General features: G+C 44.9%; 24 protein-coding genes. 15 read left to right on the top strand and 9 right to left on the bottom strand.

Annotation, left to right across the window (positions count from 1 at the left end; translation table 11 throughout):
* Nucleotides 1-110: 110 nt before the first annotated feature.
* Both FLM53_RS13700 and FLM53_RS13705 read left to right on the top strand, forming a co-directional pair.
* Complete coding sequence (locus FLM53_RS13700; protein WP_017630461.1) at nt 111-1,016, top strand: manganese-dependent inorganic pyrophosphatase; 906 nt, start codon at nt 111-113, stop codon at nt 1,014-1,016.
* 141 nt (nt 1,017-1,157) lie between these two features.
* Complete coding sequence (locus FLM53_RS13705; RefSeq protein WP_004734596.1) at nt 1,158-1,547, top strand: DUF2750 domain-containing protein; 390 nt, start codon at nt 1,158-1,160, stop codon at nt 1,545-1,547.
* Between the two features lie 127 nt (nt 1,548-1,674).
* Here FLM53_RS13705 and FLM53_RS13710 read toward each other — a convergent pair whose 3' ends face one another.
* From FLM53_RS13710 to pspF, 7 genes are all read right to left on the bottom strand, one after another.
* Nucleotides 1,675-2,454, bottom strand: a complete 780-nt coding sequence (locus FLM53_RS13710) for a DUF2927 domain-containing protein (RefSeq protein WP_176681618.1) — start codon at nt 2,452-2,454, stop codon at nt 1,675-1,677.
* Between the two features lie 40 nt (nt 2,455-2,494).
* Nucleotides 2,495-3,277, bottom strand: coding sequence for an ATP-binding cassette domain-containing protein (locus tag FLM53_RS13715; RefSeq protein WP_017060304.1), 783 nt, complete (start codon nt 3,275-3,277; stop codon nt 2,495-2,497).
* Nucleotides 3,274-4,275: an oligopeptide/dipeptide ABC transporter ATP-binding protein gene (locus tag FLM53_RS13720; protein ID WP_017630458.1), complete on the bottom strand. Its 1,002-nt coding sequence runs from the start codon at nt 4,273-4,275 to the stop codon at nt 3,274-3,276. The genes FLM53_RS13715 and FLM53_RS13720 overlap by 4 nt, the downstream gene beginning before the upstream one ends.
* A complete protein-coding gene (locus FLM53_RS13725) occupies nt 4,275-5,162 on the bottom strand; it encodes an ABC transporter permease subunit (RefSeq protein ID WP_176681617.1) in 888 nt (295 codons plus the stop codon). Before FLM53_RS13725 ends, FLM53_RS13720 begins: the two co-directional genes overlap by 1 nt.
* On the bottom strand, nt 5,149-6,111 hold the full coding sequence (locus FLM53_RS13730; RefSeq protein ID WP_176681616.1) for an ABC transporter permease subunit: 963 nt from the start codon (nt 6,109-6,111) through the stop codon (nt 5,149-5,151). The genes FLM53_RS13725 and FLM53_RS13730 overlap by 14 nt, the downstream gene beginning before the upstream one ends.
* A complete protein-coding gene (sapA, locus tag FLM53_RS13735; RefSeq protein WP_176681615.1) occupies nt 6,111-7,733 on the bottom strand; it encodes an ABC transporter substrate-binding protein SapA in 1,623 nt (540 codons plus the stop codon). Before sapA ends, FLM53_RS13730 begins: the two co-directional genes overlap by 1 nt.
* Nucleotides 7,734-7,835: 102 nt before the next feature.
* Nucleotides 7,836-8,858: a phage shock protein operon transcriptional activator gene (gene pspF, locus FLM53_RS13740; RefSeq protein WP_176681614.1), complete on the bottom strand. Its 1,023-nt coding sequence runs from the start codon at nt 8,856-8,858 to the stop codon at nt 7,836-7,838.
* Between the two features lie 272 nt (nt 8,859-9,130).
* On the opposite strand from pspF, the gene pspA reads away from it, so the two are divergent.
* The 9 genes from pspA to FLM53_RS13785 all read left to right on the top strand — a co-directional run bounded on the left by pspA (nt 9,131) and on the right by FLM53_RS13785 (nt 17,965).
* The gene (pspA, locus tag FLM53_RS13745) at nt 9,131-9,802 is read left to right on the top strand and encodes a phage shock protein PspA (protein WP_010440091.1); all 672 of its coding nucleotides are present in this window, start codon (nt 9,131-9,133) and stop codon (nt 9,800-9,802) included.
* Between the two features lie 14 nt (nt 9,803-9,816).
* Entirely contained in the window at nt 9,817-10,050 is a 234-nt protein-coding gene (pspB, locus tag FLM53_RS13750) for an envelope stress response membrane protein PspB (protein WP_004734605.1), read from the top strand.
* Entirely contained in the window at nt 10,043-10,429 is a 387-nt protein-coding gene (gene pspC, locus FLM53_RS13755) for an envelope stress response membrane protein PspC (RefSeq protein WP_026084203.1), read from the top strand. The genes pspB and pspC overlap by 8 nt, the downstream gene beginning before the upstream one ends.
* A gap of 158 nt (nt 10,430-10,587) precedes the next feature.
* Nucleotides 10,588-11,622, top strand: coding sequence for an efflux RND transporter periplasmic adaptor subunit (locus FLM53_RS13760; RefSeq protein ID WP_176681613.1), 1,035 nt, complete (start codon nt 10,588-10,590; stop codon nt 11,620-11,622).
* 1 nt (nt 11,623) lies between these two features.
* The gene (locus FLM53_RS13765; RefSeq protein WP_048664065.1) at nt 11,624-12,709 is read left to right on the top strand and encodes an efflux RND transporter periplasmic adaptor subunit; all 1,086 of its coding nucleotides are present in this window, start codon (nt 11,624-11,626) and stop codon (nt 12,707-12,709) included.
* Nucleotides 12,702-15,812, top strand: a complete 3,111-nt coding sequence (locus tag FLM53_RS13770) for an efflux RND transporter permease subunit (protein ID WP_176681612.1) — start codon at nt 12,702-12,704, stop codon at nt 15,810-15,812. Before FLM53_RS13765 ends, FLM53_RS13770 begins: the two co-directional genes overlap by 8 nt.
* Before the next feature lie 77 nt (nt 15,813-15,889).
* Nucleotides 15,890-16,456: a DNA-3-methyladenine glycosylase I gene (locus FLM53_RS13775; RefSeq protein ID WP_176681611.1), complete on the top strand. Its 567-nt coding sequence runs from the start codon at nt 15,890-15,892 to the stop codon at nt 16,454-16,456.
* 109 nt (nt 16,457-16,565) lie between these two features.
* The gene (locus FLM53_RS13780) at nt 16,566-17,504 is read left to right on the top strand and encodes a winged helix-turn-helix domain-containing protein (protein WP_176681610.1); all 939 of its coding nucleotides are present in this window, start codon (nt 16,566-16,568) and stop codon (nt 17,502-17,504) included.
* Nucleotides 17,495-17,965, top strand: coding sequence for a hypothetical protein (locus tag FLM53_RS13785; protein ID WP_176681609.1), 471 nt, complete (start codon nt 17,495-17,497; stop codon nt 17,963-17,965). Before FLM53_RS13780 ends, FLM53_RS13785 begins: the two co-directional genes overlap by 10 nt.
* Nucleotides 17,966-18,062: 97 nt before the next feature.
* Here the strand turns inward: FLM53_RS13785 and FLM53_RS13790 are convergent, their stop codons facing one another.
* A complete protein-coding gene (locus FLM53_RS13790; protein WP_052879889.1) occupies nt 18,063-19,247 on the bottom strand; it encodes a cystathionine beta-lyase in 1,185 nt (394 codons plus the stop codon).
* Nucleotides 19,248-19,428: 181 nt separating this feature from the next.
* Nucleotides 19,429-20,883 carry a cardiolipin synthase gene (gene cls, locus FLM53_RS13795; protein WP_176681608.1) on the bottom strand — a complete coding sequence of 485 codons (1,455 nt, stop codon included), beginning with the start codon at nt 20,881-20,883 and terminating at the stop codon, nt 19,429-19,431.
* Between the two features lie 366 nt (nt 20,884-21,249).
* On the opposite strand from cls, the gene FLM53_RS13800 reads away from it, so the two are divergent.
* From FLM53_RS13800 to FLM53_RS13815, 4 genes are all read left to right on the top strand, one after another.
* Entirely contained in the window at nt 21,250-22,683 is a 1,434-nt protein-coding gene (locus FLM53_RS13800) for a sodium-dependent transporter (protein WP_081090249.1), read from the top strand.
* Nucleotides 22,684-22,864: 181 nt separating this feature from the next.
* Entirely contained in the window at nt 22,865-24,481 is a 1,617-nt protein-coding gene (locus tag FLM53_RS13805; RefSeq protein WP_176681607.1) for a methyl-accepting chemotaxis protein, read from the top strand.
* A gap of 165 nt (nt 24,482-24,646) precedes the next feature.
* Complete coding sequence (locus FLM53_RS13810) at nt 24,647-25,345, top strand: TIGR01621 family pseudouridine synthase (protein WP_176681606.1); 699 nt, start codon at nt 24,647-24,649, stop codon at nt 25,343-25,345.
* A gap of 8 nt (nt 25,346-25,353) precedes the next feature.
* Nucleotides 25,354-26,307, top strand: coding sequence for a class I SAM-dependent methyltransferase (locus FLM53_RS13815; protein ID WP_176681605.1), 954 nt, complete (start codon nt 25,354-25,356; stop codon nt 26,305-26,307).
* The last annotated feature ends 75 nt before the right edge of the window (nt 26,308-26,382 follow it).

The raw sequence follows: 26,382 nt of genomic DNA on the forward strand, positions 1-26,382 counted from the left end.
ATTGGCTAAACCTAGGAAACATGACCAATCTAAAAAAATGAGGTAAAGTATGGCTAATAAAGAGAGGCTCTAAAGGTAGAGTCATAATTGTTAGTGTAATAGGAAGAAACATGATTTTAGTTGTTGGTCACAAAAACCCTGATAGTGACAGTATTTGTAGTGCGTTAGTTGCAACAGAGCTTCTTAAAGCTCGTGGCGAGGAAGCGACACCAATTCGCCAAGGCGAGATCAACCGCGAAACTCAACACATTCTAGAAGTCGCTGGTGCTGAAAAGCCAGAGCTTCGTACTTCTGTTGCTGGTGAGAAAATCTGGCTAGTTGACTACTCAGATCTAGCACAAGCACCAGACGATGTTGCTGATGCAGAGATCGTAGGTATTGTCGATCACCACCGTCTAGGCGACGTGATGACAGTAAACCCAATGGAAGCTTGGATCTGGCCTGTTGGTTGTACAAACACTGTACTTTTCAACATGTTCAAGATTGAAGGTCACGCTATCTCTCAACAAATCGCTAAGCTAATGATGTCTGCAATTCTTTCAGACACAGTTGGTTTCGCATCTCCAACATGTACTCAAAAAGACAAAGACGCGGTTGCTGAACTTGCTGAAATCGCAGGTGTAGAAGATGTTGATGCATTCATCAAAGCACTTCTAATCGCTAAGACAAACATCGAAGGCCTATCTGCTGCACAGCTAGTAGAAAAAGACCTTAAAGGCTACCCATTCAACGGTCGCGATGTTGTTGTTGGTCAAGTTGAGCTTGCGACTCTTGAGCAAGTAGACGGCATGATCGAAGCTCTAGAAGCTGATCTTGAAGAGCGTTGTGAGAAAGACGGTCTAGCATTTGCTGCGGTAATGCTAACTGACATCACTACTGCGCAGACTCGCCTTCTTTACAAAGGTGAGTGGGCTGAGAAATTGGTTAAGCACGAGAAAGACGGCGTATTGATGATGGAAAATACACTAAGCCGTAAGAAGCAAGGCTGGCCTTGGCTCCAAGGTGAGCTTGTTTAATCAAGTCACTTAAATAATAAACGCCTGCTTATTTAGCAGGCGTTTTTCTTTGAAGTAGCCTTTCTTCTCAATAGAAATATTTGAAGTTAATACTACTCAGCATAAAATGAACAAAGTTACTGACTAACGTAGGAAATTAAGATGACTACACAGCTAGACGATAAAAAAATCGCTGAAATTAATAAGTATACAGGTGAGCAACGCCTTAAATACTGTGTGAAAGAAATCGTAGCAAACCGTGAAGTATGGATCTTAACCGATGAGCACGGTTGTGTAATGCTAAACACAGAAGACGAAGACTGTGTTCCAGTATGGCCAAACCAAGAGTTCGCGGAGTCGTGGGCAACGGGCGATTGGTCTGAGTGTAAAGCTGAGTCTATCTCATTAAACAAATGGCACAGTCGCTGGACGAACGGTCTAGAAGACGATGAACTTGCTGTCGTTGTATTCCCGAACGAGCAAGAAGAAGGCGTTATCCTGTTCCCTGATGAGTTCGACTTCGAACTGAAGAAGCAAGCTGCTAAGCGCTAATCTTCTCGTTACATCATAAGTCAGCGTTGCCTTCTGTTAGGCAGCGCTTTAGTTCTGTTTACTGCTTCAGCTCTGTTTTATCGTTTCAGCTCTCTCGAAACAACAAAATCACTATCTCACGTTCTAATTAGTATCCAATCAACTGATACAAAGGTGCTTGTTGTGCGTCTTTTGCTGCTCGTTGAAGTACTCCCGTCTCGCTGTATCTTTTTAGAATCTTTCTCACCACAGGCTTAGCTTGTGCTTTGGTCATTCCCGCTTTTAATTCTGGTTCATACAAGAGCTTTAGTAGCACGACATCTAATGGCGATAACAGGTCTTCTGGCGTGTGATCGTTAAAGATGGAAGGGTAGGCCTTGTCTGAGTCGTTAGGTAGCCCTAGCACTTGCGTTATCTCCTCGACGATACAGGCGACAAGCTTGCCTCGCGTCCTTGCTTGATCAACGGGGATAACTATCCCAGCATAAATAATCTCACCTTTGGAGTTCGTTCGATAATCTGCGGTACAGATAGCGCTGTTTAAATGCTGTGTTGAATTAAGTTTGAGTATGGTTTTAGATTCCGCTACCCAGTTGCTTTGTCTTGTGTATATCCATTTAACATTGGCTTCGGACTCTTTGCTGACGATTTTGATGGGGTGTTGCGTCACTTCGGATAAGTGCTGGATATGAAGTTTTGTGAGTTCTTGATGGAGTTCTTTGTCGCCGACTCGGTGATCAACCCATATCTTGATCGGTTGCTTCCATTTAGCGAGTGGCTTATTGCCTTGGGAGTATTCGTGTTGCAGCGCCACGTTGTAGAAGGCCGCTTCTACGAACGACTTATCTAACCAAGTTAGTGGTGTGCTTACGGAATTAAAAGAAACAACCGCAAGCAAGAGGGGAAGCATTGAAGCTTTTGTTAGCATGCGTTACCCCTCTAGTGGCGAGTGAAAAAGTGAAACCAGTCTAGTGGTTTGGTGCTTTGGAGAAATGGCTCTCAACTAATCTTTGGGTGATTTGGTGAGTTGGGTTGGTCAGCACTTGATCCGTTTCACCACTCTCAACCACATTACCTTCGTGCATCACGATGATCTTGTCGGTGATGTGCTTAACAATACCAAGGTGTTGAGATACGTAAACGAATGACACGCCCATCTCTTCTTGCAGCTCTAGGAACAAGTTGATGATTTGCGAGCGCATTGCCATGTCCAAACCATTCAATGCTTCATCAGCAACGATGATCGATGGTTGAAGTATTAAGGCACGAGCCAAACAAACCCTCTGTTTCTGACCCGCAGCAAGCATCTGAGGGTAGAAGTAAGCATGTTCCGGTAAAAGGCCAACGCGTAATAATGTGTCTTTCACACGACGCATACGTGCTTCTGGAGGCATGTTGGTGTTTCGCTTCAATGGGCCTTCTAGAATGCGACCAATTTGAATACGTGGGTTAAGCGATGTGTTCGGATCTTGGAAGATCATGCGAATTAGCTTGCAGCGAGTCGAGTAGTCTTTGTGTTCTAGTTTTTCACCATTCACACGAATCTCGCCCGCAGTTGGCTCGACCATGCCTGCTAGCATTCTCGCTAATGTCGACTTTCCTGAACCATTCTGGCCGATAAAACCAATCGTCTGTCCGGCTTCAAGACTAAAGCTCACAGGTTTTACGGCTTGATGAATCTTCTTACGGAAAAGACCAGAGCGAGTCGTAAAGTCTTTAGATAGATCACTGACTTCTAATAAGGCACTCATGATTTCTTTTTCTTCTCCATATTCAGAGGGAAGTGACAGTTAAACTTATGGTTTTTGATGCGCTTGGTGTGTGGGATCTCAACACACTGTCTTTGCGCGTATGGGCAGCGTGGTCCCAATCGACAACCGATAGGAAGGTGCTGTAGCGGAGGAATCGACCCCGGCAGCGACTGAAGCTTCTCTTTGTGAGGGATCCAGTCGTTAAAGTCTGGCATCGCTTTCAATAGTGCAACCGTATAAGGGTGTTTCGGTGCATCCAAAAGTTTTTGCGTGTCAGCCGATTCAACAGACTGACCACAATACATAACGGTAATGCGAGTCGCCCATTGGGTAATGGTCGTCAAGTCATGGCCAATCAGAACAATAGTTGTGTTATTGAGCTGATTCATTCGACTCAACAAACGCAGTATTTGAGACTGTGTAATTGGGTCTAAATCGTTGGTTGGTTCATCGGCAATCAAGACTTTTGGTTTGGCTGCGATCGCCATAGCAATCATCACCTTTTGACACTCACCATCGGTCAGCTCGTACGAATAGCTGTCCATTAGACGTGAGTGGTCTTTAATACCGACTTTATGCAATAGTGCTATCGCTTGCTTCTTACGCCATTTAAATCGTTGCCACCAACGACCTTCGAAGGCGTGTGAAGGTATCGCTTCGATTAGCTGGTGTCCTACTTTTTCGGAAGGGTCAAGACACGTCGACGGCTCTTGGAAGATCATTGCGATATCACGAGCAATAACGCGTCTGCGTTCTTTAGGAGTCAGTTGAAGTAAGTCAACGTTCCCCAGTCGCATTCGGTCTGCTGAGACCTTCCAGTTTTCCTTACAAACACCAACGATCGCTTTCGCAACCAAACTCTTACCAGAGCCTGATTCGCCTACTAGGCCACGAATTTCCCCTTCATTGAGGGTAATACTCATTCGATCTACCGCTTTGACCATCCCTTGAGGAGTCTCAATCTCGATGGTTAGATGTCGAATATCAAGTAACGGCATTATTCGATTCCTGCATTTAGCGCTTGGCGAACACCTTCACCGACAAGGTTAATCACGATCACTGTAAACATAATAGCTAAGCCGGGTAGGGTTACTGTCCATGGTGCTAGGTAAATCAATTCTACTGAATCACCCAAAATTGAGCCCCATTCTGTACTTGGTGCTTGAGCGCCAAGACCAAGGAAGCCCAATGCCGTGATATCAAGAATCGCCACTGATAATGCCAGTGTCACTTCTAGTGCAACCACGGTAAGAATATTGGGAACAATCGAGTTCCATAATAGGTAAAAGTCGTTCGCACCATCAAGGCGAGAAGCGAGAATGTAGTCTTTCTCTACTTCGGCATGCACGGCAATGTATACCGAGCGTATAAACCTCGGTATCAGTGCTAAGCAGATGGCAAGCAGGATATTAAATTCACCAAATCCCAGAAAGGCGACAAAGATAATCGCCAGTAGCAACGATGGAATCGACATAACCGTATCAAGCAGGTGGTTGAGCGTGCTTGATAACAGCCCTCGCGTCATGCCCGCAAGTACGCCAATTAGGCAACCAATCACGGCCGCGATAAAGGTGATAACAACTGCTGCGCCGAAGGTAAGCTGAGAGCCAATAATCAGGCGAGAAAGAATGTCGCGACCTAAATCATCAGTACCTAGGAAGTATTCAACTGTTCCTGCCGGGTCCCAAGAAGGCGGCGTTAATAAATGGCCCGTTTGCTCTTGAGAATCGTGCGGAGCAAGCCATGGTGAAGTAACCGTAACTAGAATGATAAGCACCAAACACCACAGGCCAAACATCGCTAGGTTGTTGGCACGGAAGCTTCGCCAGAAACGCTCGAACTGGGTTGGAATCTGTTCTTCTTGGTAGACGTTATTTGTTAGCATACCATTCCTTCCTTACCAGTGGATTGACCATCGCGCCCAATAGGTCGGACAGAATGTTCGCAGTCAAAACCAGTGTTGCTACCACAATTACGCCCGCTTGAATTGACACGTAATCTTGATTTGATAAAGCATCCAATAACCAGCGACCAATGCCCGGCCAGTTAAAAATTGATTCTGTAATGATCGCGAGGGTTAACATACTCGATAGCTGAACGCCGACCTTGGGAATAATGGGTGGAATCGCATTTCTTAATACGTGCTGAGTGATGATCTCTCGTGTTGAAAGACCTTTTATTCGTGCCGCGCGGATATAGTTTTGAGTCATCACCTCTGCAACCGATGCGCGCATCAGTCGGATAACTTGAGTGGTCGGCGCGAGTGCTAGAACAAGACAAGGCAGAGCCATGTGTTCGATAACACTTTGCAATGCATGTGCTCGGTAGCGACCTTCAGCAAAAAAAGCATCAATCATCGCAAAGCCAGTCACGTGTTCGATTTCGTAAAGCAGATCGTATCGACCGCCAACAGGGAACATCTCAAGGTGCAGTGAGAACACCATGATCATCAACAGTGCGACCCAAAATATAGGTGCCGAGTAGCCGGCCATTGAGGTGAACGAGATAGTCGTATCGACAAATTTACCTTGTCTCATACCCGCGATGGTGCCAAAAGGGATACCGATGAAAAGCGCTAGTACAAAAGCGAAGAAACACAGTTCCAGAGTCGCAGGGAATACAACGACCAACTCATCAATGATGGGCACACCGTGTTTACTCAAACCGAAGTTCAGCGTTGATAATTCAGTGATATAGCTAATCCAACCGGGCCAGAAGTCTTGGATAGCCCAAGGAGAGGTTTGGTCGAGTCGAAGCAATGAAAAACCAACCAAAGTCAGAATCGCTAGGGTAATAACGAACAAGTTTATACGTCTTAATGTATACCAAAACATTAGCGCACCTCTCTTCTGACTTGATCAAAAGGTTGGGCATTGAATGGGCTCTGTTTAAAGCCGGTTAGCGAACGGTCGTGAACACGGAATTGCACGCCATGCGCCAAAGGAATTACAGGAACTTCTTCATTGAGAATGTTTTGCGCTTGTCGATACAAGTTCACTCGGTGCCTTTGTTGATTGATCTCTAGTGCTAAATCCAGAAGGAAATCAAAGTCCGAATTACACCACATAGAGACGTTTAACCCTGCGCGTTCAGAACTGCAAGAGAGCAGGGGACGTAAGAAATTATCAGGATCACCCGTGTTGCCAATCCAACCAGTAAGAAGTAAGTCTGTTGAGGCAATGGATGACAGTTGAGTACGATCGAATCGGTCGTCGGTATAGAGTTTCAGTTCGATACCAATGTCAGCCAGGTTAGCTTGAATCAATTCTGCTGTTTTTCGTGGGCTTGGGTTGTAGGCGCGAGGCTCTAAAGGAACCCACATTGAAAGTTCTAACCCCGGTTCAACACCTGCTTCTTTCAGCAGAGCAACAGCATAGTTTCGGTCGTAACGCACTTGAACGCTGTCTTTTTGATGAGCCCAAGAGGTTGGAGGCAGCAAGGTATAAGCTTTGGTGCCTGTACCGTAATAAACAGAATCGAGAATGTTCTGGCGGTTGATCGCCAAGTTCAATGCTTTACGGACTCGAGAATCACGTAAGGCTGGGTGTTCTGTGTTTAGCGCAATAAAAGAGACATTAACCGCAGGCGTTGCGGAAATCTGTAACTCTTCATGAGCTTGAATAATCGGGATCTGACTTGAAATCGGTGAGTTCAGTACGTCACATTCGTTACGAAGCAGCTTGGCAAGCGTACCTGTTCCGCGTTGTGAGGTGTCGAACACCACTTGGTCCATTTGAACATCACCTTTCCAGTAATGCTTGTTCTTTTTCAAGCGTACTAGATCGTTGATCTGGTATTCATCTAAGTAAAAAGGCCCAGTGCCTACTGGCTTAGAATCAATCTGGTTTTTCTCATCCGCAGCAACGAGCTTATTGGCGTATTCTTTAGAGTGAATGACCGCGTAGCTGGTGGCGATGTTATTGAGGAATGAATTGTCAGGGCGACTTAATTGGAACTTAACCGTCAGGTCATCGACTGCAGTAATATCGACAATCAGGTTTTTGAAATCGATACCCGCAAACCATGGGTATAGACCGCCACCCACATAGTGAAATGGGTTCGAACTATCAATGATGCGTTCGAAACTAAAGACCACATCTTGCGCATTCATGCTACGAGTTGGAGTAAACCAATCTGTGGTTTGAAACTCAACATTAGGGCGCAATGTGAAAGTGTACTCAGTACCTGACTTATCGACAGACCAGCTTGTTGCCAAGTTCTGTTGTGGTCGATAAGTCATCGGGTCAAGCGTTAGCAAGGTATCGAAGATTTGAGGGCTCAGCGATTCTGCGGTAATGCCACTATCAACCAATTGTGGGTTGAAGGTACTAGGGTTACCTTGGCCGCAATAAATGAAGCCTTTTTCACGGATCTGTTCGTGATCCACACTCTCACCACATCCGGCTAAAAAGCTCAGCGTGCAGATGCTCAGTGATAGTCTTATTAGTGCTTTCATAAAAAGAAATACTTTTCGAAACGAGGCGTTAGAGGAGCCTCAAGATCCGGACAATTTAACATTTTATTTATTCGGCTCCAAATAATAATCTAGTGTGGGCAGCTATTTATCGTTAGCTTGTCCGACAATCGCGTACTTCCTCACCATTCCTCGTAATTGGTTGTAGGTTAACCCGAGTAATTCAGCGGCTTGTTTCTGGTTATACTTGCTTTGCTTTAATGCCTGATTGAGTAGCTTGATGTCTTGTTGCTCTTGCCATGCTTTGTAATCCAACGGCAAAGAAAAAGCGCTATCAAATGAAGTATGGCTGTTGGACTGAGCATTGCCAGTTTCTGGCGTCGAATCTTGATCTGTTTTCCATGCCGGTTTGAATGGGTTAAACACCAAAGATTCAATAGGATATGGATTCTTACCATGCTGGTAGATCGCGCGTTCAATGACGTTTTTCAGCTCTCGCACATTCCCCGGCCAAGAGTACTCCAATAGCGACTCAACGGCTGATGGAGCAAAGCCGACAAACAACTCCAATTCCAATTCACGACACATCTTGATGGCGTAGTATTCTGCCAATAACGTGATGTCTTCTTTGCGCTCACGAAGCGGCGGGATAGTAATCACATCAAACGCCAATCGATCGAGTAAATCGGCTCTGAACTCGCCTTTTAATGCCATCTCAGGTAAGTCAGCATTGGTTGCACATACCAGTCTTACATTGGCACTCAAAGCCTTTTGGCCGCCAACACGTTCATATTGTCCGTATTCGATAACACGTAATAATTTTTCTTGAACGGCAAGAGGAGTGGTAGCAAGTTCATCGAGAAACAGTGTGCCGCCTTCTGCTCTTTCAAAGCGACCTTGATGACGACCTTTCGAACCAGTGAAAGAGCCAGACTCGTGACCAAATAACTCAGAATCAATCAAGCCTTCACTGAGTGTTGAACAGTTCAGCGAGATTAAAGGCTGATCCCAGCGTCTTGAAAGGTAATGCAGCCTTTGAGCAATCAACTCTTTACCTGTACCACGCTCACCAATGATCAGAATGGGTCTTTCGATTGGTGCGAGTTGAGAAACTTTATCTAAAACAGAGAGAAAGCTAGGTGATTCACCAATAAGATTCTGCTGCATAGTGGGTCCTTGTGTGAGCTGAGCACTGATGGAGGTCATTTAAAGGCTGTAGTGGTGAAAAATACCAATACTTGGCTAAATTCATCATAGCATGTATCGAGTTAATCACCATTTTATTGTAAGTGTCTGATAATAAATGGCTTAAAAGTTGGCACGCTACTTGGATTAGTTATGGTAGGTTTAACAACAAACGTAAATTTGTGAGCAAGTGGATTGAGAGTCGAATGACGATTTAAAACGTATTTGCCATCATTGTAATTAAGGAGTTCCTCATGGGTATTTTTTCTCGCTTTGCAGACATTGTAAATTCAAACATCAGTGCACTATTAGATAAGGCTGAAGATCCTGAAAAGATGATTCGCCTGATTATCCAAGAAATGGAAGACACGCTGGTTGAGGTTCGCACTAACTCAGCAAAAGCCATCGCAGACAAGAAAGAGCTAGCGCGTAAAGTTGAAGCAATCGAAACTCAGATTCTAGATTGGCAAAATAAAGCGACACTAGCGCTAACTAAACAACGCGAAGATCTGGCGAGAGCAGCTTTGATTGAAAAGCAAAAACTTGAAGACATCATCAAGAGCCTTCATACAGAGCAAACTTTGGTTCATGAAACCATCGAGAAGCTAACCAGTGAGATTGGCAAGCTAGAAACTAAAATTGCCGAAACTCGTGCAAAGCAACAAGCATTGATGATTCGTAATAATGCTGCGAGCAATCGTCGTGATGTTCAAAAACATCTGCATTCAAGCAAAACTAACGAAGCAATGGCGAAGTTTGAGCAATTCTCGCGTAAAGTGGATGAATTAGAAGCTGAAGCTGACGTTTACGCAAAAACAGGCAACGCAAAATCTTTAGACCAAGAGTTTGCTGAGCTACAAGCTCAAGACGAAATTGAAAAAGAGCTAGCGAAACTGAAGCAACAAGTTGAAAACCGCGATAAATAATTTAGGAGTTTTCTATGTCAACATTTCTAATTGCAGGTCCACTGATTGTCTTCTTAATCTTCGTGGCACCGCTATGGTTATTCTTACATTACCGCAGCAAGAAGAAATCCAGTAACGGTCTTTCAGAAACGGATCTACAGCGCCTGCACAAGCTCTCAGCGCAAGCAGAGTCGATGCAAGATCGTGTGAAAACACTAGAAAAAATACTGGATGCGGAGTCGCCAAACTGGAGACGAAACTATGAGTAGAGAACTCTATCGCGATCCTATTAATGGCAAATTGTCTGGCGTGTGTGCGGGCTTAGCGAACTACTTTGGGCTTGAAGTTTGGCTGGTCCGAATCTTAGTTATCTCTGCAGCACTGCTCGGTGGTAGTTTTCTGGTCTTGTTAGCGTATTTAGCTTTGACATTTATGCTTGAAAAACAACCACCTCAGTACGTGGATGAGATGAAAGCCAAACAAGAGCATACACTGAAGCAGAAGCCTTGGGAAAAGGGGCAAACTGCGGAGTCTTTACTAGGCACTTTAGAGGGTGATTTCCAGAAGTTAGAGACCAGTGTCCGCAACATGGAAGCTTATGTCACCTCAGACACGTTTAAAGTGAATCGTGAATTTAAGAACATGTAGCGCTAAAACCTAAAAAAGATTAGATAACGGTTTAGGAAAATTTATTCCAAGCCGTTATTTTTTTTAATAATTTTCTCTAAATAAATCTTACGCTGACTGGTAAGTTACATGCGATTAATCTATGTTATAAAAATATTTATAGATATGGATGATCACCAATGTATAGAGCCTCCCTTGTCCTATTGACAGCCATAGCTGGGTTGTCTGGGTGTGGTAAGGAGCTTCCTCCCGTACCTGAACCTGAATCTAGACCCGCCAAACTCTTCACCGTTTCCGTCGGTAATAATGCCTTTGAACGTAGTTTCCCTGCCACCACAGAAGCTGGTGATAAAGCCGTTCTTGCGTTCCGTGTTCCTGGGTTACTTCAGACTATCGATGTCACATCGGGTCAACAGGTTACCAAAGGTGACAAACTTGCAACGCTTAACCCTGATGAATATCAGCTGTTAGAAAAGCAAGCAAGAGCCAACTTTAAACTTGCCGATGTTCAATACCAACGTTCGATTAAGCTGCGTAAAGACCGAGTGGTTTCAGAGCAAGATTTCGACCAAGCGAAAGCTAACCACAACTCGGCTAAAGCTGTCTTGAACCAAGCTAAAGCTAACCTGCGTTACACCACTCTGGTTGCGCCTTACGATGGAACGATTTCCATCATTCCTGCTGAGAACCATGAATACATCGCCGCGAAACAAGGTGTGATGAATATTCAAACTAATCAGATTCTTAAAGTCGTTTTCTTATTACCCGACCAACTTATCACGCGCTTTTCTTCAGGGTTTGAAACCGATGCAACCATGGTATTTGATGCGTTTCCTGAGAACCCTTACGTTTTGACTTTCCAAGAAGTTGATACCGAAGCCGATCCAAAAACGGGGTCATACAAGGTAACCATGGTAATGGAAAGACCAACCGATATCGGTATTTTACCGGGCATGTCTGGCACAGTAAGCCTTGTTTCTGCGCAAGCTGCTGCGACTAAAATTCCTACGTCAGCCATGATAACTGACGGCGATGATGTGTCGGTATGGCGCGTAAACAACGACGGAATTGTTGAGAACGTAGCAATCGTTATTGATGAAAAACGCCACATCGTCTCTGGACTGAATGATGGAGATCGCATTGTCACTTCTGGCGTTAATGGTCTTGAGCCGGGCGTGAAAGTTCGAGAGTGGATCAAGGAAAGGGGGCTATAACATGAAAACACTTAAAGTGGCCGCAGGGCTGTCGTGTTTAGCCCTACTGACAGCTTGTGAAGATAAACAAGTAGTCGAAGTGGATAACACACCCTTGGTTAAAGCTGTCGAGATTTCAGTTATCGATTTTAGCGACAAACTCTATTTTCCTGCGGTCGCAAATGCGGCTGAGAAAGCTCATCTTAGTTTTCGAGTAGCAGGTGAAATCTACAAGCTTGATGTTAAAGAAGGTGAACGAGTTTCAGCTGGTGACATCATTGCAGAGCTTGACCCGACCGATTATCAATTGGATGTGGACAACGCTCAGGCGCGTTACACAGTAATCAACAGCCAATACAGACGTTCAAGTCCGTTGGTGAAGAAAGGGCTATTGGCGAAATCGCAATTCGATGAAATCGCCGCTCAACGTCAGATCGCTTATGCCGAATTAGAGCTAGCGAAACTGCGTTTGTCTTTCACTAATCTTCGTGCCCCAGTTGATGGGATTATCTCTCGTGTGAGTGTCGACCAATATGAAAATATTCAGGTAGGCCAACAGATTGTGAACATTCACAGTGTCGAGGATGTCGAAGTTGTCATTCAGCTCCCTGACCAAATCTATGTAAATCAACCTAATGAGACGCTGCTGTCGAATGTTGAGGCAGTCGTTCGAGTGCCAAGCGGCAATGAATACACCGCTGGTATCAAGGAGTTCACCACTGAGCCGGATCCAAGTACGGGTACTTTTACGGTGACACTAGCTTTGCCGATGCCAGAAGACGATTTGATTCTTGATGGTATGGCCGTTGATGTGACTTCAAACGGCCGAGATATCGGTTTGGAGCTAAAAGCTGGCGTACTTATCCCGATCGAAGCGGTATTCAATGCCGACGGTGATGAACTGGATCGTAAAAACTCTTATGTGTGGGTTCTTAACGACGACAAGACAGTCTCGAAACAGCAAGTCGTGTTAGGAAAAGCAAACCAGAAAACATTGCAGATAATGAAAGGATTAGAAATGGGGCAGCATGTCGTTGTTGCAGGCGTGTCGCGATTGCGAGATGGGATGACAGTGGAAGTATTGTCTCAGGAGACGAACAATGAGTGAAGTGAATAACAAGCCTCAAAATGACGATCAACAGGGTGATGATCAGATCACAGGTGTTGCTTCTTACTTTATACGTAACAAAGTCATTAGCTGGATGCTATCTCTGATCTTTCTTATTGGTGGTGTTTCTGCATTCTTTGGTTTGGGTCGTCTTGAAGATCCTGCCTTCACCATCAAAGATGCAATGGTCGTAACCTCTTACCCTGGGGCGACCCCTCAGCAAGTGGAAGAGGAAGTGACCTATCCGTTAGAGAAAGCGATTCAACAGCTTACTTATGTGGATGAAGTGAACTCTATCTCAAGCCGTGGCCTGTCTCAGGTAACGGTAACGATGAAGAATAACTACGGGCCTGATGATCTTCCGCAAATATGGGATGAACTTCGTCGAAAAGTGAATGATTTGAAGGTCGAACTGCCGCCGGGCGTGAATGACCCTCAAGTTATCGATGATTTCGGTGACGTTTACGGTATTTTGCTCGCGGTAACGGGCGATGGCTACAGTTACAAAGAGCTGCTGGATTACATTGATTATCTAAGGCGAGAGCTGGAGTTGGTTGATGGGGTCAGTAAGGTCTCTGTTTCTGGTCAGCAACAAGAGCAAGTCTTCATTGAAATATCGATGAAGCGAATAAGCTCCTTAGGTCTGTCTCCAAGCACGGTATTTAATCTTTTATCGACTCAAAACATTGTATCAAGTGCGGGTGCGGTCAGAATTGGCGACGAATACATTCGAATCCATCCAACGGGTGAGTTCCAGAATGTTGAACAGCTCGGCGATTTAATTCTGACGGAAGGTGGTGCTCAAGGTCTTATCTATTTGAAAGACGTAGCTGACGTCACTCGTGGCTATGTTGAAGTACCAAGTAATATCATTGGCTACAACGGTAAGCTTGCACTCAACCTTGGTGTCTCTTTTGCGCAAGGTGTAAACGTGGTTGCGGTGGGTGAAGCCTTTGACCGACGACTTGCCGAGCTTAAGTATCAACAACCTGTCGGTATCGACATCTCCGAGGTTTATAACCAACCGAAAGAGGTAGACAAGTCGGTAAGTGGATTTGTCGTGAGCTTAGGTCAAGCGGTTGCGATCGTAATCGTTGTTCTCCTATTCTTCATGGGGCTACGCTCCGGTCTGTTGATCGGTTTGATACTGCTGTTGACCGTTTTCGGTACCTTCATTTTCATGCAGTACTTCAAGATTGACCTCCAACGTATTTCATTAGGCGCATTGGTTATCGCCTTGGGGATGCTGGTGGATAATGCCATTGTGGTGGTGGAAGGGATACTGATCGGCACGCAGAAGGGGCGAACCCGGATGCAGGCCGCCACCGATATCGTAACCCAAACCAAATGGCCGCTGTTGGGTGCAACCGTTATTGCGGTAACCGCTTTTGCGCCGATCGGTTTATCTGAAGACTCTACAGGCGAATACTGTGGCACCTTGTTTACGGTTCTACTTATCTCGCTCATGCTGAGTTGGTTTACGGCAATCTCAATTACGCCATTCTTTGCTGACATGTTCTTCAAAGGCCAAAAGGTTGATCCTGATAACGAAGGCAAGGACCCATACAACGGGATGGTTTTTGTTATCTATAAAAACTTCCTTGAGTTCTGTATGAAGCGTGCGTGGCTAACCATGTTCGTTCTGATTATTGGTTTGGGTGCGAGTGTTTACGGCTTTGGTTTTGTAAAACAAGCCTTCTTCCCATCTTCGACAACACCAATGTTCCAAGTGGATGTTTGGATGCCAGAAGGTACTGATATTCGTGCGACCAACACCAAGCTTAAAGTGCTTGAGGGTTGGTTAGCAGAGCAGGATGAAGTTGAGCACATCACGACAACGGCAGGTAAAGGTCTACAGCGTTTCATGCTGACTTACTCACCAGAGAAAAGTTATAGCGCATACGGCGAAATAACGGTTCGTGTGAAGAGTTACGAAGTGCTTGAAGGGTTGATGCTGCGTTTCCGTGAACACGTAAACGGTCAGTTCCCTGAGATCGACTACAAGCTGAAACAAATCGAATTAGGTCCTGGTGGTGGTGCGAAAATTGAAGCGCGAATCGTAGGTTCTGATCCAACGGTATTACGTTCAATTGCAGCTCAAGTGATGGACATCATGCGTGCTGATGATGGTGCATTCAACGTTCGCCACGACTGGCGTGAAAGAACTAAGGTGTTAGAGCCTCAGTTCAACGAAAGCCAAGCTCGTCGTTACGGTATTACTAAGTCTGACGTTGATGATTTCCTAGCGATGTCTTTCTCTGGTAAATCGATTGGTGTGTACCGTGACGGTACTACGCTGATGCCTATCGTGGCTCGTTTGCCTGAAGATGAGCGTGTTGATATCCGTAACATCGAAGGCATGAAGATTTGGAGCCCAGCACTAAGTGAGTACATCCCACTGCAACAAGTAACGCTAGGTTACGAACTTGAATGGGAAGATCCACTGATCATCCGTAAGAACCGTAAGCGAATGCTGACGGTAATGGCGGATCCAGATCTACTGGGTGAAGAAACGGCTTCGACTCTACAGAAACGCTTACAACCACAAATTGAAGCGATTGAGATGCCACCGGGTTACTCACTTGAGTGGGGTGGTGAATATGAGTCGTCGGCAGATGCACAGGCGTCACTGTTTACAACCATGCCTCTGGGTTACTTGTTCATGTTCTTAATCACTGTGTTCTTGTTTAACTCGGTGAAAGAGCCTCTGATTGTTTGGTTAACGGTGCCACTCGCCTTGATAGGGGTTACGACAGGCTTGTTAGCTTTGAATACACCATTCGGCTTTATGGCGCTGTTGGGCTTCTTGAGTCTATCTGGGATGCTTCTGAAGAACGGTATCGTACTGCTTGATCAAATTGAGATTGAGATGAAGTCAGGTAAAGATCCATATGTAGCGGTTGTTGATGCGGCACTGAGTCGTGTTCGTCCGGTATGTATGGCGGCGATCACCACCATTCTTGGTATGATCCCTCTACTACCTGATATCTTCTTCAAACCAATGGCGGTAACCATTATGTTTGGTTTGGGCTTTGCCACTGTACTCACGCTAATCGTAGTACCTGTGCTGTATCGTCTATTCCATAAAATTGAAGTTGCTTAACGTCAACAAACCTTTGAAATAATGCCCCTAATTGGGGCATTATTTTTATGTACGATTACTAAAAAGAGACCATCGAGATGGAAGCGAATACAGTGGACAGAACGTGTGCATGGGCACTGAAACATGAACTTGAAAGGGAATATCACGATGCAGAGTGGGGCGTGCCTGTTTACGATGACCAAGTGTTGTTTGAGTTCATTACGTTAGAAGGTGCTCAAGCTGGCCTGAGTTGGATTACGATACTCAAAAAACGCGAAGGCTATCGTGCTGCATTTGAAAACTACGAACTCAATAAGCTAGCTGCACTCAATGAAGACAATGTGCCAAATATCATTGAAAACTTCGATGTGGTTAAACATAAGGGCAAGATTGCCTCGGTTTACAACAATGCGCGTGCAACGCTTGAACTTCAGAAAGAGTTTGGGTCTCTATCGAATGCTTTATGGCAGTTTGTCGATAATGAAGTGATCGTCAATCAATGGACAGAGATGTCTCAAGTCCCGGCTTCGACAGAGCAATCCAAAGCGATGAGCAAGTTTTTGAAGAAAAGAGGATTCAAGTTTGTTGGAGAAACAATCTGTTACGCGTTTATGCAAGCAACAGGTATGGTTAATGACCATCTAGTTGGTTGTCCTTATAAATAAAAATGTTATTTATCGTCGCGAAATAATTGCGTGAAAATGGGAAAATTCACTGGTCATTTATAAACTATTCAATATCATATGCGACCGAATTAAAACCTAGAAGACGATAGTGAAACAACAAAGCTACCAAATTTGTGATGCTAGTTATGATCCCTTGCTGAGGCAGTTTGTGCGTGAAGATGGTCACGTAGAAACTATCGCGCCATTAGAAGGTAAGGTGTTCCTGTTCTTGCTAGAGAATGCTGGTGAATGTATTGAGCGAGGCCTGATATTTGATAGGTGCTGGGGCAATGTGATTGTCTCAGAGCAAGCACTCACTAATGTGATCTCTAAGATTCGCAAAACCCTGTCTCGAGTCACTTGTGGTTGTGCGACGATTCGTACTGTCAGCAAAACGGGCTATTCACTTGAAATCAACGAGTCGATAAAGCCAAGCAAAGCTGAAGTTGTATCTTCTCCTGTGACGACAGAGGCGCGTGAATCAAACTCTTCGTCTGTTGCTCAAGAGGCGTTGGTAGCGACTGAAACCGCTGCCGATGCGAACAAGGCAACGACATCAGATTCAGAACTCAACATTTCATCGAATCAAGAACAAAACTCTGCTGAGTTCGAGCCTTTAAATTCGAAAAGCAAAGCGCACCTCGTTAAAGCCGGTTATCTAGTCGCGTTGATTTGTGTATTCGTAACGGCGTTCAACCTTTTCCAAACCTATTATGCGCCAATGCCTTATTTTGTTGATAAGACGGAATATCGAGACAGTTACACAGACAATACCAATCAATACTTTTTCCACATTGTTCACGATGAAGCCTATTCATTGCCAGCGATTACCCAAAAGCTTACGGATGTGTTGCCGAGTCACTGCAACGTTGACGTCTTTGTTCGTATTTACCCATCTGTTGATCAGCCTGAAAATGATGCTTTGTATATGTTGGTTCAAAGGAAGGATGGCGAGGCCCTCAATTACGGGGCGACGATTTTCAATGTCGAGACGTCTTTTGACTCATTTGCAGCTCATATGGAAAAGAGGAGCTATTTTTGCGATTAATTGGCTTACTCATTCTATTGGCAATTGCTGCAGCAAGCTTTTTGTTAGAACAAAACGCATTGGCAGGCACTCGCTGGCATTGTAAAACTCTAAAAACGGATTTCTTATCTCAGGCATTCCAACCGTATCAATCGCTTTATGAGCGAATGAGCATTACTTTTCAGTCTGACCAAACTTTTAGTATGAGAGAGTTTGTGACGATCACTGAGAAAGACGGCAACGAAGGCACAATGGAGAATCTTTATTCCGGTTACTACGGTCTTGATGGGAATCATTTGTCGATGAGTATCATTGATGTGAGAACCGCAACCCCGTTTCATGATCCGATCATTAATCAGGAATACAGTGAGTACAAAGGGGTGACTATTGATTACTCGATCTTGGAGAAAGATCAGTCCCTGTATTTGTTTAATGAACACCGCTCAGAAATCTTCAACTGGACATGCTTTAAGGTTCAATAATGAGCGCGTCAGTCATAGGACTTTAGACAACTGATAAGCAGAACTGAAAAAGGCAGGAATATCCTGCCTTTTTGCTTATTGAATCTAACGTTTCAGATTAAACCAGAGCGTTGTAACGTTCCAATCCAGCCTCTAGGTCTGCAATCAAATCATCGACATCTTCTAAGCCGATATGAACACGAATCAAAGTACCTTCGAAGTTTGGATTCGCTACCGTTCTTAGGCTATCAAAGCTGCTTGGTTCATTCGCGAGAATCAAGCTCTCGAAACCACCCCATGAGTAACCCATGCTGAAGTGTGTCATGCCATCAAGTAGTGCAGTCGTTGCTTTTGTGTTTGAGTTCTTTAGAACAAACGAGAATAGGCCATTGCCGCCGGTAAAGTCACGTTTGAAGAATTCATGACCAGGGCAAGACTCAAGAGCAGGGTGACGAACATGATCAACCTCAGGGCGAGTTTCTAGCCACTTAGCGACTTTCAAGCTGCTCTCTGCGTGTTGGCGCAAACGAACATCAAGAGTACGGATACCACGAAGACCAAGGTAAGCATCATCTGGTGAAACGCATTGTCCCATCAAGTAGCTCTGCTCTCTCAGTTGATCCCAGCATTTCTCGTTGGCAACCGCAGTGCCCAGCATGACATCTGAGTGACCTACTATGTACTTGGTCGCTGCTTGAATCGAGATATCGACACCAAAATCAAACGGTGAGAAGTTAACGCCTGCTGCCCATGTGTTATCTAGCATCACGATGATGTCGTGTTCGTGGGCAATGCGCGCTAGCGTTGGAATGTCTTGGACTTCCATGGTGACTGAACCCGGAGACTCGGTAAATAGCACCTTAGTGTTTGGCTTGATGAGGTCTTGGATGCCTTCACCAATCGTTGGTTCGTAGTAAGTTGTCTCTACACCCATCTTCTTCATGATGGTGTCACAGAAATCACGAGTCGGTTCGTAACAGGTGTCGACCATCAGAATATGGTCGCCCGTTTCTACAAAAGAGAGAATGGCGTTAGAGATTGCTGCCGTACCACAAGGGTAGAGTGCACAGCCTGCACCGCCTTCCACTTCCACCATGGCATCTTGGAAGGCGAAATGAGTGTTGGTTCCACGACGTCCGTAAAAAAGTGTTTTGTTAGCGCGGTTAATCGTAGCTTTACGCTTCTCTTCTACTGAGTTGAATACGACAGTTGAAGCGCGCTGTACTGGTGGGTTAACGACACCATTGGTCCACTTCTTATCACGACCTGCAGTGATCAGCTTAGTGGTTTTGTTCTCGGACATGCTGTGAATTCCTTATCAATCGGTTATGTCCTATTTAAAACATGCCAATAGCCTTCAAAGCAAGAGGGGAGCGGGAGTTTTTACGCTTTTCTTTCGCTTTTTAACCTTTCACTTAATTAATGGTGAAAGGTTAAAAACTTACGGGAGGAAGTGATGAGCCGCAATCGACTCATCATATGAATTACAACAGAGGATTGAACAAATAGAACAATCTTTCAAAGAAGCGATTTCGTAAGTTTCTTTGTTCCCACTGTTCCAGCACAACTGGGTGAGATGATTCAATGTACGATTGTTGCAGTTCAGAGAGCTGCTGAGTGAAGTGCACGTCATCTACGGCTAGTGTCACTTCAAAGTTCAGCCACAGGCTACGCATGTCGATATTGACCGTTCCGATCAAACAAAACTCTTCATCGATAACAACCGACTTGGTATGAAGAAGGCCACCGTAAAACTCGTAGATCTTTACGCCAGCTTCAAGTAATTCAGTATAGAAAGCGCGAGATGCCCACTTAACCATCAGTGAATCGTTGTTATGTGGAATGATCAGCTCTACGTTGACACCTCGTTGCGCTGTCATTTTCAGTGTCTCTAACAAGTCGGCGCTTGGGACGAAGTAGGGCGTCGTAATACGTACAGAGTGATTAGCCTGATTGATCGCAATGGTTAGCACTTGCAGGATCAAATATTCCGGCATGCCAGGACCAGATGGTACGACTTGAACTGGATGATGCGTCATTACCTCTTCAACCGGACATTCTGGTAAATCAGGAAGGATTCGTTCACCTGTTTCCACTTCCCAATCCCAACCATGAATGGCGGATAACACGTTAACGGTCGGGCCTGTCACTCGAACCATCACATCAATCCACTGACCCACACCTGAATTCTGTTTGAAGTGAGCAGGATCGACCATGTTCATTGAACCGGTATAGGCGATGGTTTCATCAATGACGATGATCTTGCGATGCTGCCTTAAATCTAAGCGTCGCAGGAAAATACGCCAAGGACTCACTTCCAGTGCTTGCACTACGTGAACGCCTGCGTCTTTCATCATGGATAACCAATGGCTTTTGAAAAAGCGCGGGCTACCCGCAGAATCGAGCAAAACTTTAACATCGACACCACGTTTTGCGGCTCTAATAAGAGCAGAAGCTACTGAATCGGTTAGGCCGCCAGGGTGCCAAATATAGAAAACCATCTTGATACTGGTTTGAGCGTTTTCTATATCTTCAATAATTGCATGTAGGATCTCGTTTGGCGAAGATTGCAGCGATAGGGTGTTTCCGCTGAGTGCAGGAATGCCCATTCGATTATTACAAAGCTCATCGATCTTGTGGATAGGAGAGCCGACCTTCCCTGGCAGGTGGAGCTGGCAATCATCGAGTTTTCTGAACCAATCACCAAACGGAGTAAACATGCGATGTGCACGCTCAGCCCTTTTTCTGCCAAGGTTTAGCTCACCGAAAAGGAAGTAACAAGCGACACCGACGATTGGGATAATGTAGATAACCATCAACCACGCGAGAGAAACACTCACAGAGCGTCGTTTTAGTACAACACGCAGTGTTACACCGGCTACGAGAACCCAGTACAACGCGACAGATGCCAAAGTTAAAAAATGGTAGAGCTTTTCCACATTGAATACTCGAAAAAAGAGACACTTAGATAGTAATGCTATTTTACGGATATGGGAATTTAAGGAATCAACTATTTACAAATTAGAGCTAAAGCTGTAAACAGGTTATAGTTGTTAAGTTTTGGTTAACTTAAGACGAAAACGATTGTTTTGTATGAAAACGCGGCATTTAACCATAAAAATTTACATTGGTAACGAAATATGTACGGTTCGGACTTCCAATTTTATTCTTAAACTGGTTTACTTGCTATATACGAGCGTCAATCAAATCTTTTAGATGTGTAAATTTTTTTATACATCTTATCTTTTAAAGACGCCACCCAAAGCAAAACACAACATCACATAACACAAAAGTTTGGAGTACACGTGGCTACTAGTAATACAACCACAACACCCCGCGATACCTGGGGTTCGAAGTTAGGATTCGTAATGGCTGCAGCAGGTTCTGCTGTTGGCTTAGGTAACATTTGGAAATTTCCATACACAGCAGGCGAGAGTGGCGGTGGTGCATTCGTTGCAATTTACCTGTTTTTCGTAATCTTCATTGGTTTCAGTGTCATGCTGACTGAATTTGCTATTGGCCGTCATACGCAAAAATCAGCAGTAGGTGCATTTAAAACAACTGACCGTCGTTGGACGTTCGCTGGTGTTATCGGCGTAGTGAGTGGTCTACTAATCATGGGTTTCTACCCTGTAGTAGGTGGCTGGTCTATCGCATACATCGGTAAAATTGCTGGTGGTCTATTAGACGCACCTGAAGCAATTGGTGACAGCTTCGGTGGCTTTATCTCAAACCCAGTTCAACCACTTATGTGGATGGGCCTATACCTACTACTTAACATTGTTATTGTTATGAAGGGTATTTCTGGTGGTATTGAGAAAGCGGGTAAGATTCTGATGCCACTTCTTTTCATCATCCTTATCGTGGTATCAATCAAAGGCATCATGCTTCCGGGCGCGATGGCTGGTCTTGAATTCCTATTCAGCCCTGACTTCTCTAAAGTAGACAGCGGTGTAATCCTAGCTGCACTAGGTCAAGCATTCTTCTCACTATCTCTTGGTATGGGTTGTATGTTGACTTACGGTTCTTACCTTAAGAAGAAAGAGAACCTAGTTCAAACTACAGCTATGGTTACAGCAATGGATACTGGTGTTGCTATCCTAGCTGGTGTTGCAATGTTCCCTGCAATGTTCGCATTCGGTATGGAGCCTGCAGCTGGTCCTGGTCTAGTATTCGTTGTTGTTCCTCAGCTATTCGCTGAAATGGGCGGCGTAGTTGGTCTTCTATTTGCTCTTATGTTCTTCGTTGGTTTAAGTGTTGCGGCACTTACTTCTTCAGTATCTCTACTTGAAGTTGTGGTTTCTTACCTAATCGATGAGAAAGGCATGAAGCGTGTAACAGCTGTACTGTCTGCAAGTGTAGTAATGGCGATTCTATGTATCTTCGCTTCTCTATCACTTGGTGGCTTCGGTCCAACACTGTTCGGTACTGGTGCGTTCGATATCTTCGACCTACTAACTGATAAGATCTTCCTAGCAGTTGGCGGTATGTTGGTATGTATCTTCGCTGGTTGGAGACTAAACCGTGCTGACCTAGAGAAAGAAATCACTAACGACGGTGAAGTATCTTTCCCACTATTCGGTCTATGGTACACACTAGTTAAGTACATCATCCCAGTAGCTATCGCTATCGTAGCGTTCATGGGTATCTCTTCTGGCTTCGACAGCGGTAAAGGTGCAATCATGCTACTAGGTATTGGTATTATTGCTGGCTCTGCGCTTATCTCTAAGAAGCTATAATCGCAAGCTAAGTAAATAACGAAAAAACGGGAGCCAATGGCTCCCGTTTTTTTTTTTGCTTTAAATACTTAATTATTATCGAAAAATAAAAACCTTACATTCACTAAAGTTATCCGTCTGATAGCCGATATATTTATTGGTTAGGGCTGCTTAGTCCGTATTTTAATTAGGTAGGTGTTGTGTGAAATTGTCAGTGAGAAAGAAACTGTATGCCGGTTTTGGGTCTATATTGGCGGTGCTTGTCACGTTAGTCGGTATTGTATGGATAGAAGTCATTGGGGCTCACAAGAGCGCTGATGAAATTAGAATGGATGATGTACCGGGTACCGTTACCTACCTTGTTCTGATCGATGAAGCTGGGGATGTCTATCGAGATGCACTAGGTGCGATCATTCAGGTCGATAATGCACTTAATGACTACCGCTCGAATAAGAACGAATTTGCTCAAGCCATCGCGCAAGCAAAGCGTTTAGAAAGCAGAGGATCAGAAGATCATCGCCGTATTGAGCGAATTGAAGATCTCATGGGGCGTTTCACTCAAGAGTTTGAAGCGACACTCGTGCCTAAGATCAATGATGAATCTGAGCTACTAGCCAACATTCAACAGCTGCGTTCTTTGTATGAGACCAACTTGATCCCAATTGAAAACTTGCTTGATCAAGCGTCAGCAAGTGAGCGTGCAGACACTGAGCAATCACTGCTTACGCTAACCGACACGTTTACTACTATTGAGCGCACTATCATGGTGCTGTCTGCTATTGCGATCGTATTTGGTTGTGTAATTGCGTATGTGTTGTCTAGCTCTATTACCAACCGTTTGACTCGTGTTGAACAAGTTGCGCGACGTGTAGCAAATGGTGACCTAACTGCAGGCGACATTATTGATGATTCTGGTGATGAACTTGCTGAACTGGCTAAGTCGATTAACCAGATGCAGAAGTCATTGGTCGACCTATTGGGTTCTATCTCTTCTGTGACTCACCAAGTCCAATCTGTGACTGGCGAGCTATCGTCAATCAGCCAAGACATCGTGACAGGTGCATCAGCTCAAGCTGACAAAGCCAACCTGATAGCAACGGCTGCTGAAGAGCTAAGTTTGACCATTTCTGAAGTGGCTCAACAAGGTACTTCTACTTATGAAGAAGCGCGCCGCTCTGAGACCTCTGCAGAAGATGGCCGAAACGTGATTGTTGAGATGGTGGCGAGTATTCAACAGGTGTCAACTCAAATGAGCGATATGTCGTTGCAAATGAATACTCTGGGTTCTCACGGTGAGCAGATTGGTAGCGTTATCAAGGTTATCGAAGACATTGCTGAGCAAACTAACCTTTTAGCTCTTAACGCTGCAATTGAAGCGGCTCGTGCGGGTGAATTCGGCCGTGGTTTCGCTGTGGTTGCGGATGAAGTACGCGCGTTAGCGGAGAGAACGACCAAAGCGACACAAGAAGTGTCTGGCATCATTCAATCTATTCAATCTGGCACGCAAGAAGCAGTGACTTACACTCAAGATAACTGCCGTTTGGTGGAGATTGGTGTTGAGCAAAGCTCTGGTGCTGTTTCAGCGCTAGAAGCGATTGTAAGTGGTGCAGGTAATGTACAAAGCATGGTTAACTCTATCGCGACAGCGGCAGAAGAACAGACGGCTGTGACTAAAGAGATTGCCGCGGACATTACGGCGATCAGTGATATCTCTGAGCAGTCTTTGCAACTGGCGACGCGTAGCTCTGAAAACACTTCAGGTTTGAATGCTAAGGTTGCTGAGTTAGAAGCACTGGTTGGTAAGTTCAAACTTGCTTAGTGCTCAGTTCGCATTCAATCGGAACTAAAAACCGATTACCGAAAGCGAGCAACTAAAGAGAAGCCCAATGATTCAATGTTAATTGAGTTAGTTGGGCTTTTTCGTAGCTGGAATCTGGGTTCAGACACGGTATACTCCACGTTCTACAATGGAGCTAGCCTTTACATGTTCGATATTCTTCTGAACCACTCTGATTTTTTACTTATCAATAAGCACCCTGGTGTCAGCGTCCACAAAGACGATGGCGATACTATGTTGCTTCAAGAAGTGGCTAAGGCAATCAATGAACCTAAGCTGTATCTCGTTCATCGCCTTGATAAAATGACCTCAGGCATTCTGCTGTTAGCAAAGAGTTCTTCAGCGGCGAGTGAGCTTTCCCAGCTTTTCGCAAAGCGTGAGGTGGAGAAGTACTACCTTGCGATTGGCTCTAAGAAGCCGAAGAAAAAGCAGGGTTTGATTTCTGGAGATATGGAGCGTTCACGACGCTCTAGCTGGAAGTTACTGACTAGCAAAGAAAACCCAGCGATTACCCAATTTTTATCAGCAACGGCTGAACCCGGTGAGCGCCTACTTTTATGTAAACCTTATACTGGGCGAACTCATCAGATCCGTGTCGCGATGAAGTCGATCGGCTCAGCTATTGTTGGTGACCCTATTTACAATCCATCGAGTGAGGCTGACAGAGGTTATCTGCATGCCTTCGCGATTCGATTTACCTATCAATCACAAGCCTACGAATATGTCTGCGACCCAAGGAGCCTAGACTCTTTGGGAGAGAAGTGGCATCAAGAAACCGTCTCTAACGGTTTGGACAGTTGGCTTGAACCTTGGTCATTAACTTGGCCAAAGCTAAACACTAAGTGAGTGAAATAATGGAAGCATCAGCTTTACCTCTGTTTTTTAGTCATATTGAACAGCAACTTAATGAAGTGCCAAATGAACTACGTCGTATCTTTCACGGTCGTGGTAAGTTTTGGCCAGGTCTAGAGCAACTGACATGTGATTGGGTTGATGGGCAACTACTGGTTAACGTATTCAAAGCAGTAGACGATGAGTTCTTGTCATCTCTTAAAGCTGGATTGGTTGACCTGACCAATAAAGACATCTGGCAAGCAAAGCAGGGCACAAGTATTGTTCTGCAACACCGTTATGCCGATGGCGCGCCGTCAGAAGTTTTGTGGGGCGAGCTAAACGACTCTCCAGTCGTGGTTGAGCACGGTCTTAAATATCAGCTCGACATTGGCCGTAATCAAAACTTCGGTTTGTTCCTAGACATGCGTAACGGTCGTCAGTGGGTACAAGATAATGCCAAGGATAAGAATGTTCTTAACTTGTTCGCATACACTTGTGGCTTCTCTGTCGCAGCTATCGCTGGTGGTGCTCGCCAATGCATGAACGTGGATATGTCGCGTGGCTCGCTAAACAAAGGCCGCGATAATCACCGTTTGAATGAGCATGACATGCGCTCGGTTAACTTCCTTGGCTACGATATCTTTAAGTCGTGGGGCAAAATTAAGAAAGGCGGCCCTTACGAGCTCGTTATCATCGATCCGCCTTCGTTCCAAAAAGGCAGTTTCGCGCTCACTAAAGACTACAAAAAGATCTTACGTCGTTTGCCAGAGCTTCTAACAGAAGGTGGTGAAGTGATTGCGTGTGTTAACTCGCCAGCGGTTTCTCCGAACTTCCTTATCGAGACGATGGCAGAAGAAGCGCCAAACGTTGAGTTTATTGAGCGCCTAGACAACCCGCCTGAGTTTGTCGATGTCGATCTTGATTCAAGCTTGAAGGTGCTGAGGTTTAAAATTAGTGCTTCTGCTGACGCTTAATTGTTTTTAAACTTCAGTTAGAAAAAACGCCGCTCATATTGAGCGGCGTTTTTGTATCTTGTTTTTGTCGTTAGA

Origin of the sequence: Vibrio sp. Scap24, from assembly GCF_013394185.1 — a bacterium.
Lineage (GTDB): Bacteria > Pseudomonadota > Gammaproteobacteria > Enterobacterales > Vibrionaceae > Vibrio > Vibrio pomeroyi.

Bases quoted from the DNA above. Each gene is read 5' to 3' on its own strand.
- FLM53_RS13700 (WP_017630461.1), top strand. From the start codon at position 111: ATGATTTTAGTTGTTGGTCACAAAAACCCTGATAGTGACAGTATTTGT.
- FLM53_RS13705 (WP_004734596.1), top strand. From the start codon at position 1,158: ATGACTACACAGCTAGACGATAAAAAAATCGCTGAAATTAATAAGTAT.
- FLM53_RS13710 (WP_176681618.1), bottom strand. From the start codon at position 2,454: ATGCTAACAAAAGCTTCAATGCTTCCCCTCTTGCTTGCGGTTGTTTCT.
- FLM53_RS13715 (WP_017060304.1), bottom strand. From the start codon at position 3,277: ATGAGTGCCTTATTAGAAGTCAGTGATCTATCTAAAGACTTTACGACT.
- FLM53_RS13720 (WP_017630458.1), bottom strand. From the start codon at position 4,275: ATGCCGTTACTTGATATTCGACATCTAACCATCGAGATTGAGACTCCT.
- FLM53_RS13725 (WP_176681617.1), bottom strand. From the start codon at position 5,162: ATGCTAACAAATAACGTCTACCAAGAAGAACAGATTCCAACCCAGTTC.
- FLM53_RS13730 (WP_176681616.1), bottom strand. From the start codon at position 6,111: ATGTTTTGGTATACATTAAGACGTATAAACTTGTTCGTTATTACCCTA.
- sapA (WP_176681615.1), bottom strand. From the start codon at position 7,733: ATGAAAGCACTAATAAGACTATCACTGAGCATCTGCACGCTGAGCTTT.
- pspF (WP_176681614.1), bottom strand. From the start codon at position 8,858: ATGCAGCAGAATCTTATTGGTGAATCACCTAGCTTTCTCTCTGTTTTA.
- pspA (WP_010440091.1), top strand. From the start codon at position 9,131: ATGGGTATTTTTTCTCGCTTTGCAGACATTGTAAATTCAAACATCAGT.
- pspB (WP_004734605.1), top strand. From the start codon at position 9,817: ATGTCAACATTTCTAATTGCAGGTCCACTGATTGTCTTCTTAATCTTC.
- pspC (WP_026084203.1), top strand. From the start codon at position 10,043: ATGAGTAGAGAACTCTATCGCGATCCTATTAATGGCAAATTGTCTGGC.
- FLM53_RS13760 (WP_176681613.1), top strand. From the start codon at position 10,588: ATGTATAGAGCCTCCCTTGTCCTATTGACAGCCATAGCTGGGTTGTCT.
- FLM53_RS13765 (WP_048664065.1), top strand. From the start codon at position 11,624: ATGAAAACACTTAAAGTGGCCGCAGGGCTGTCGTGTTTAGCCCTACTG.
- FLM53_RS13770 (WP_176681612.1), top strand. From the start codon at position 12,702: ATGAGTGAAGTGAATAACAAGCCTCAAAATGACGATCAACAGGGTGAT.
- FLM53_RS13775 (WP_176681611.1), top strand. From the start codon at position 15,890: ATGGAAGCGAATACAGTGGACAGAACGTGTGCATGGGCACTGAAACAT.
- FLM53_RS13790 (WP_052879889.1), bottom strand. From the start codon at position 19,247: ATGTCCGAGAACAAAACCACTAAGCTGATCACTGCAGGTCGTGATAAG.
- FLM53_RS13810 (WP_176681606.1), top strand. From the start codon at position 24,647: ATGTTCGATATTCTTCTGAACCACTCTGATTTTTTACTTATCAATAAG.
- FLM53_RS13815 (WP_176681605.1), top strand. From the start codon at position 25,354: ATGGAAGCATCAGCTTTACCTCTGTTTTTTAGTCATATTGAACAGCAA.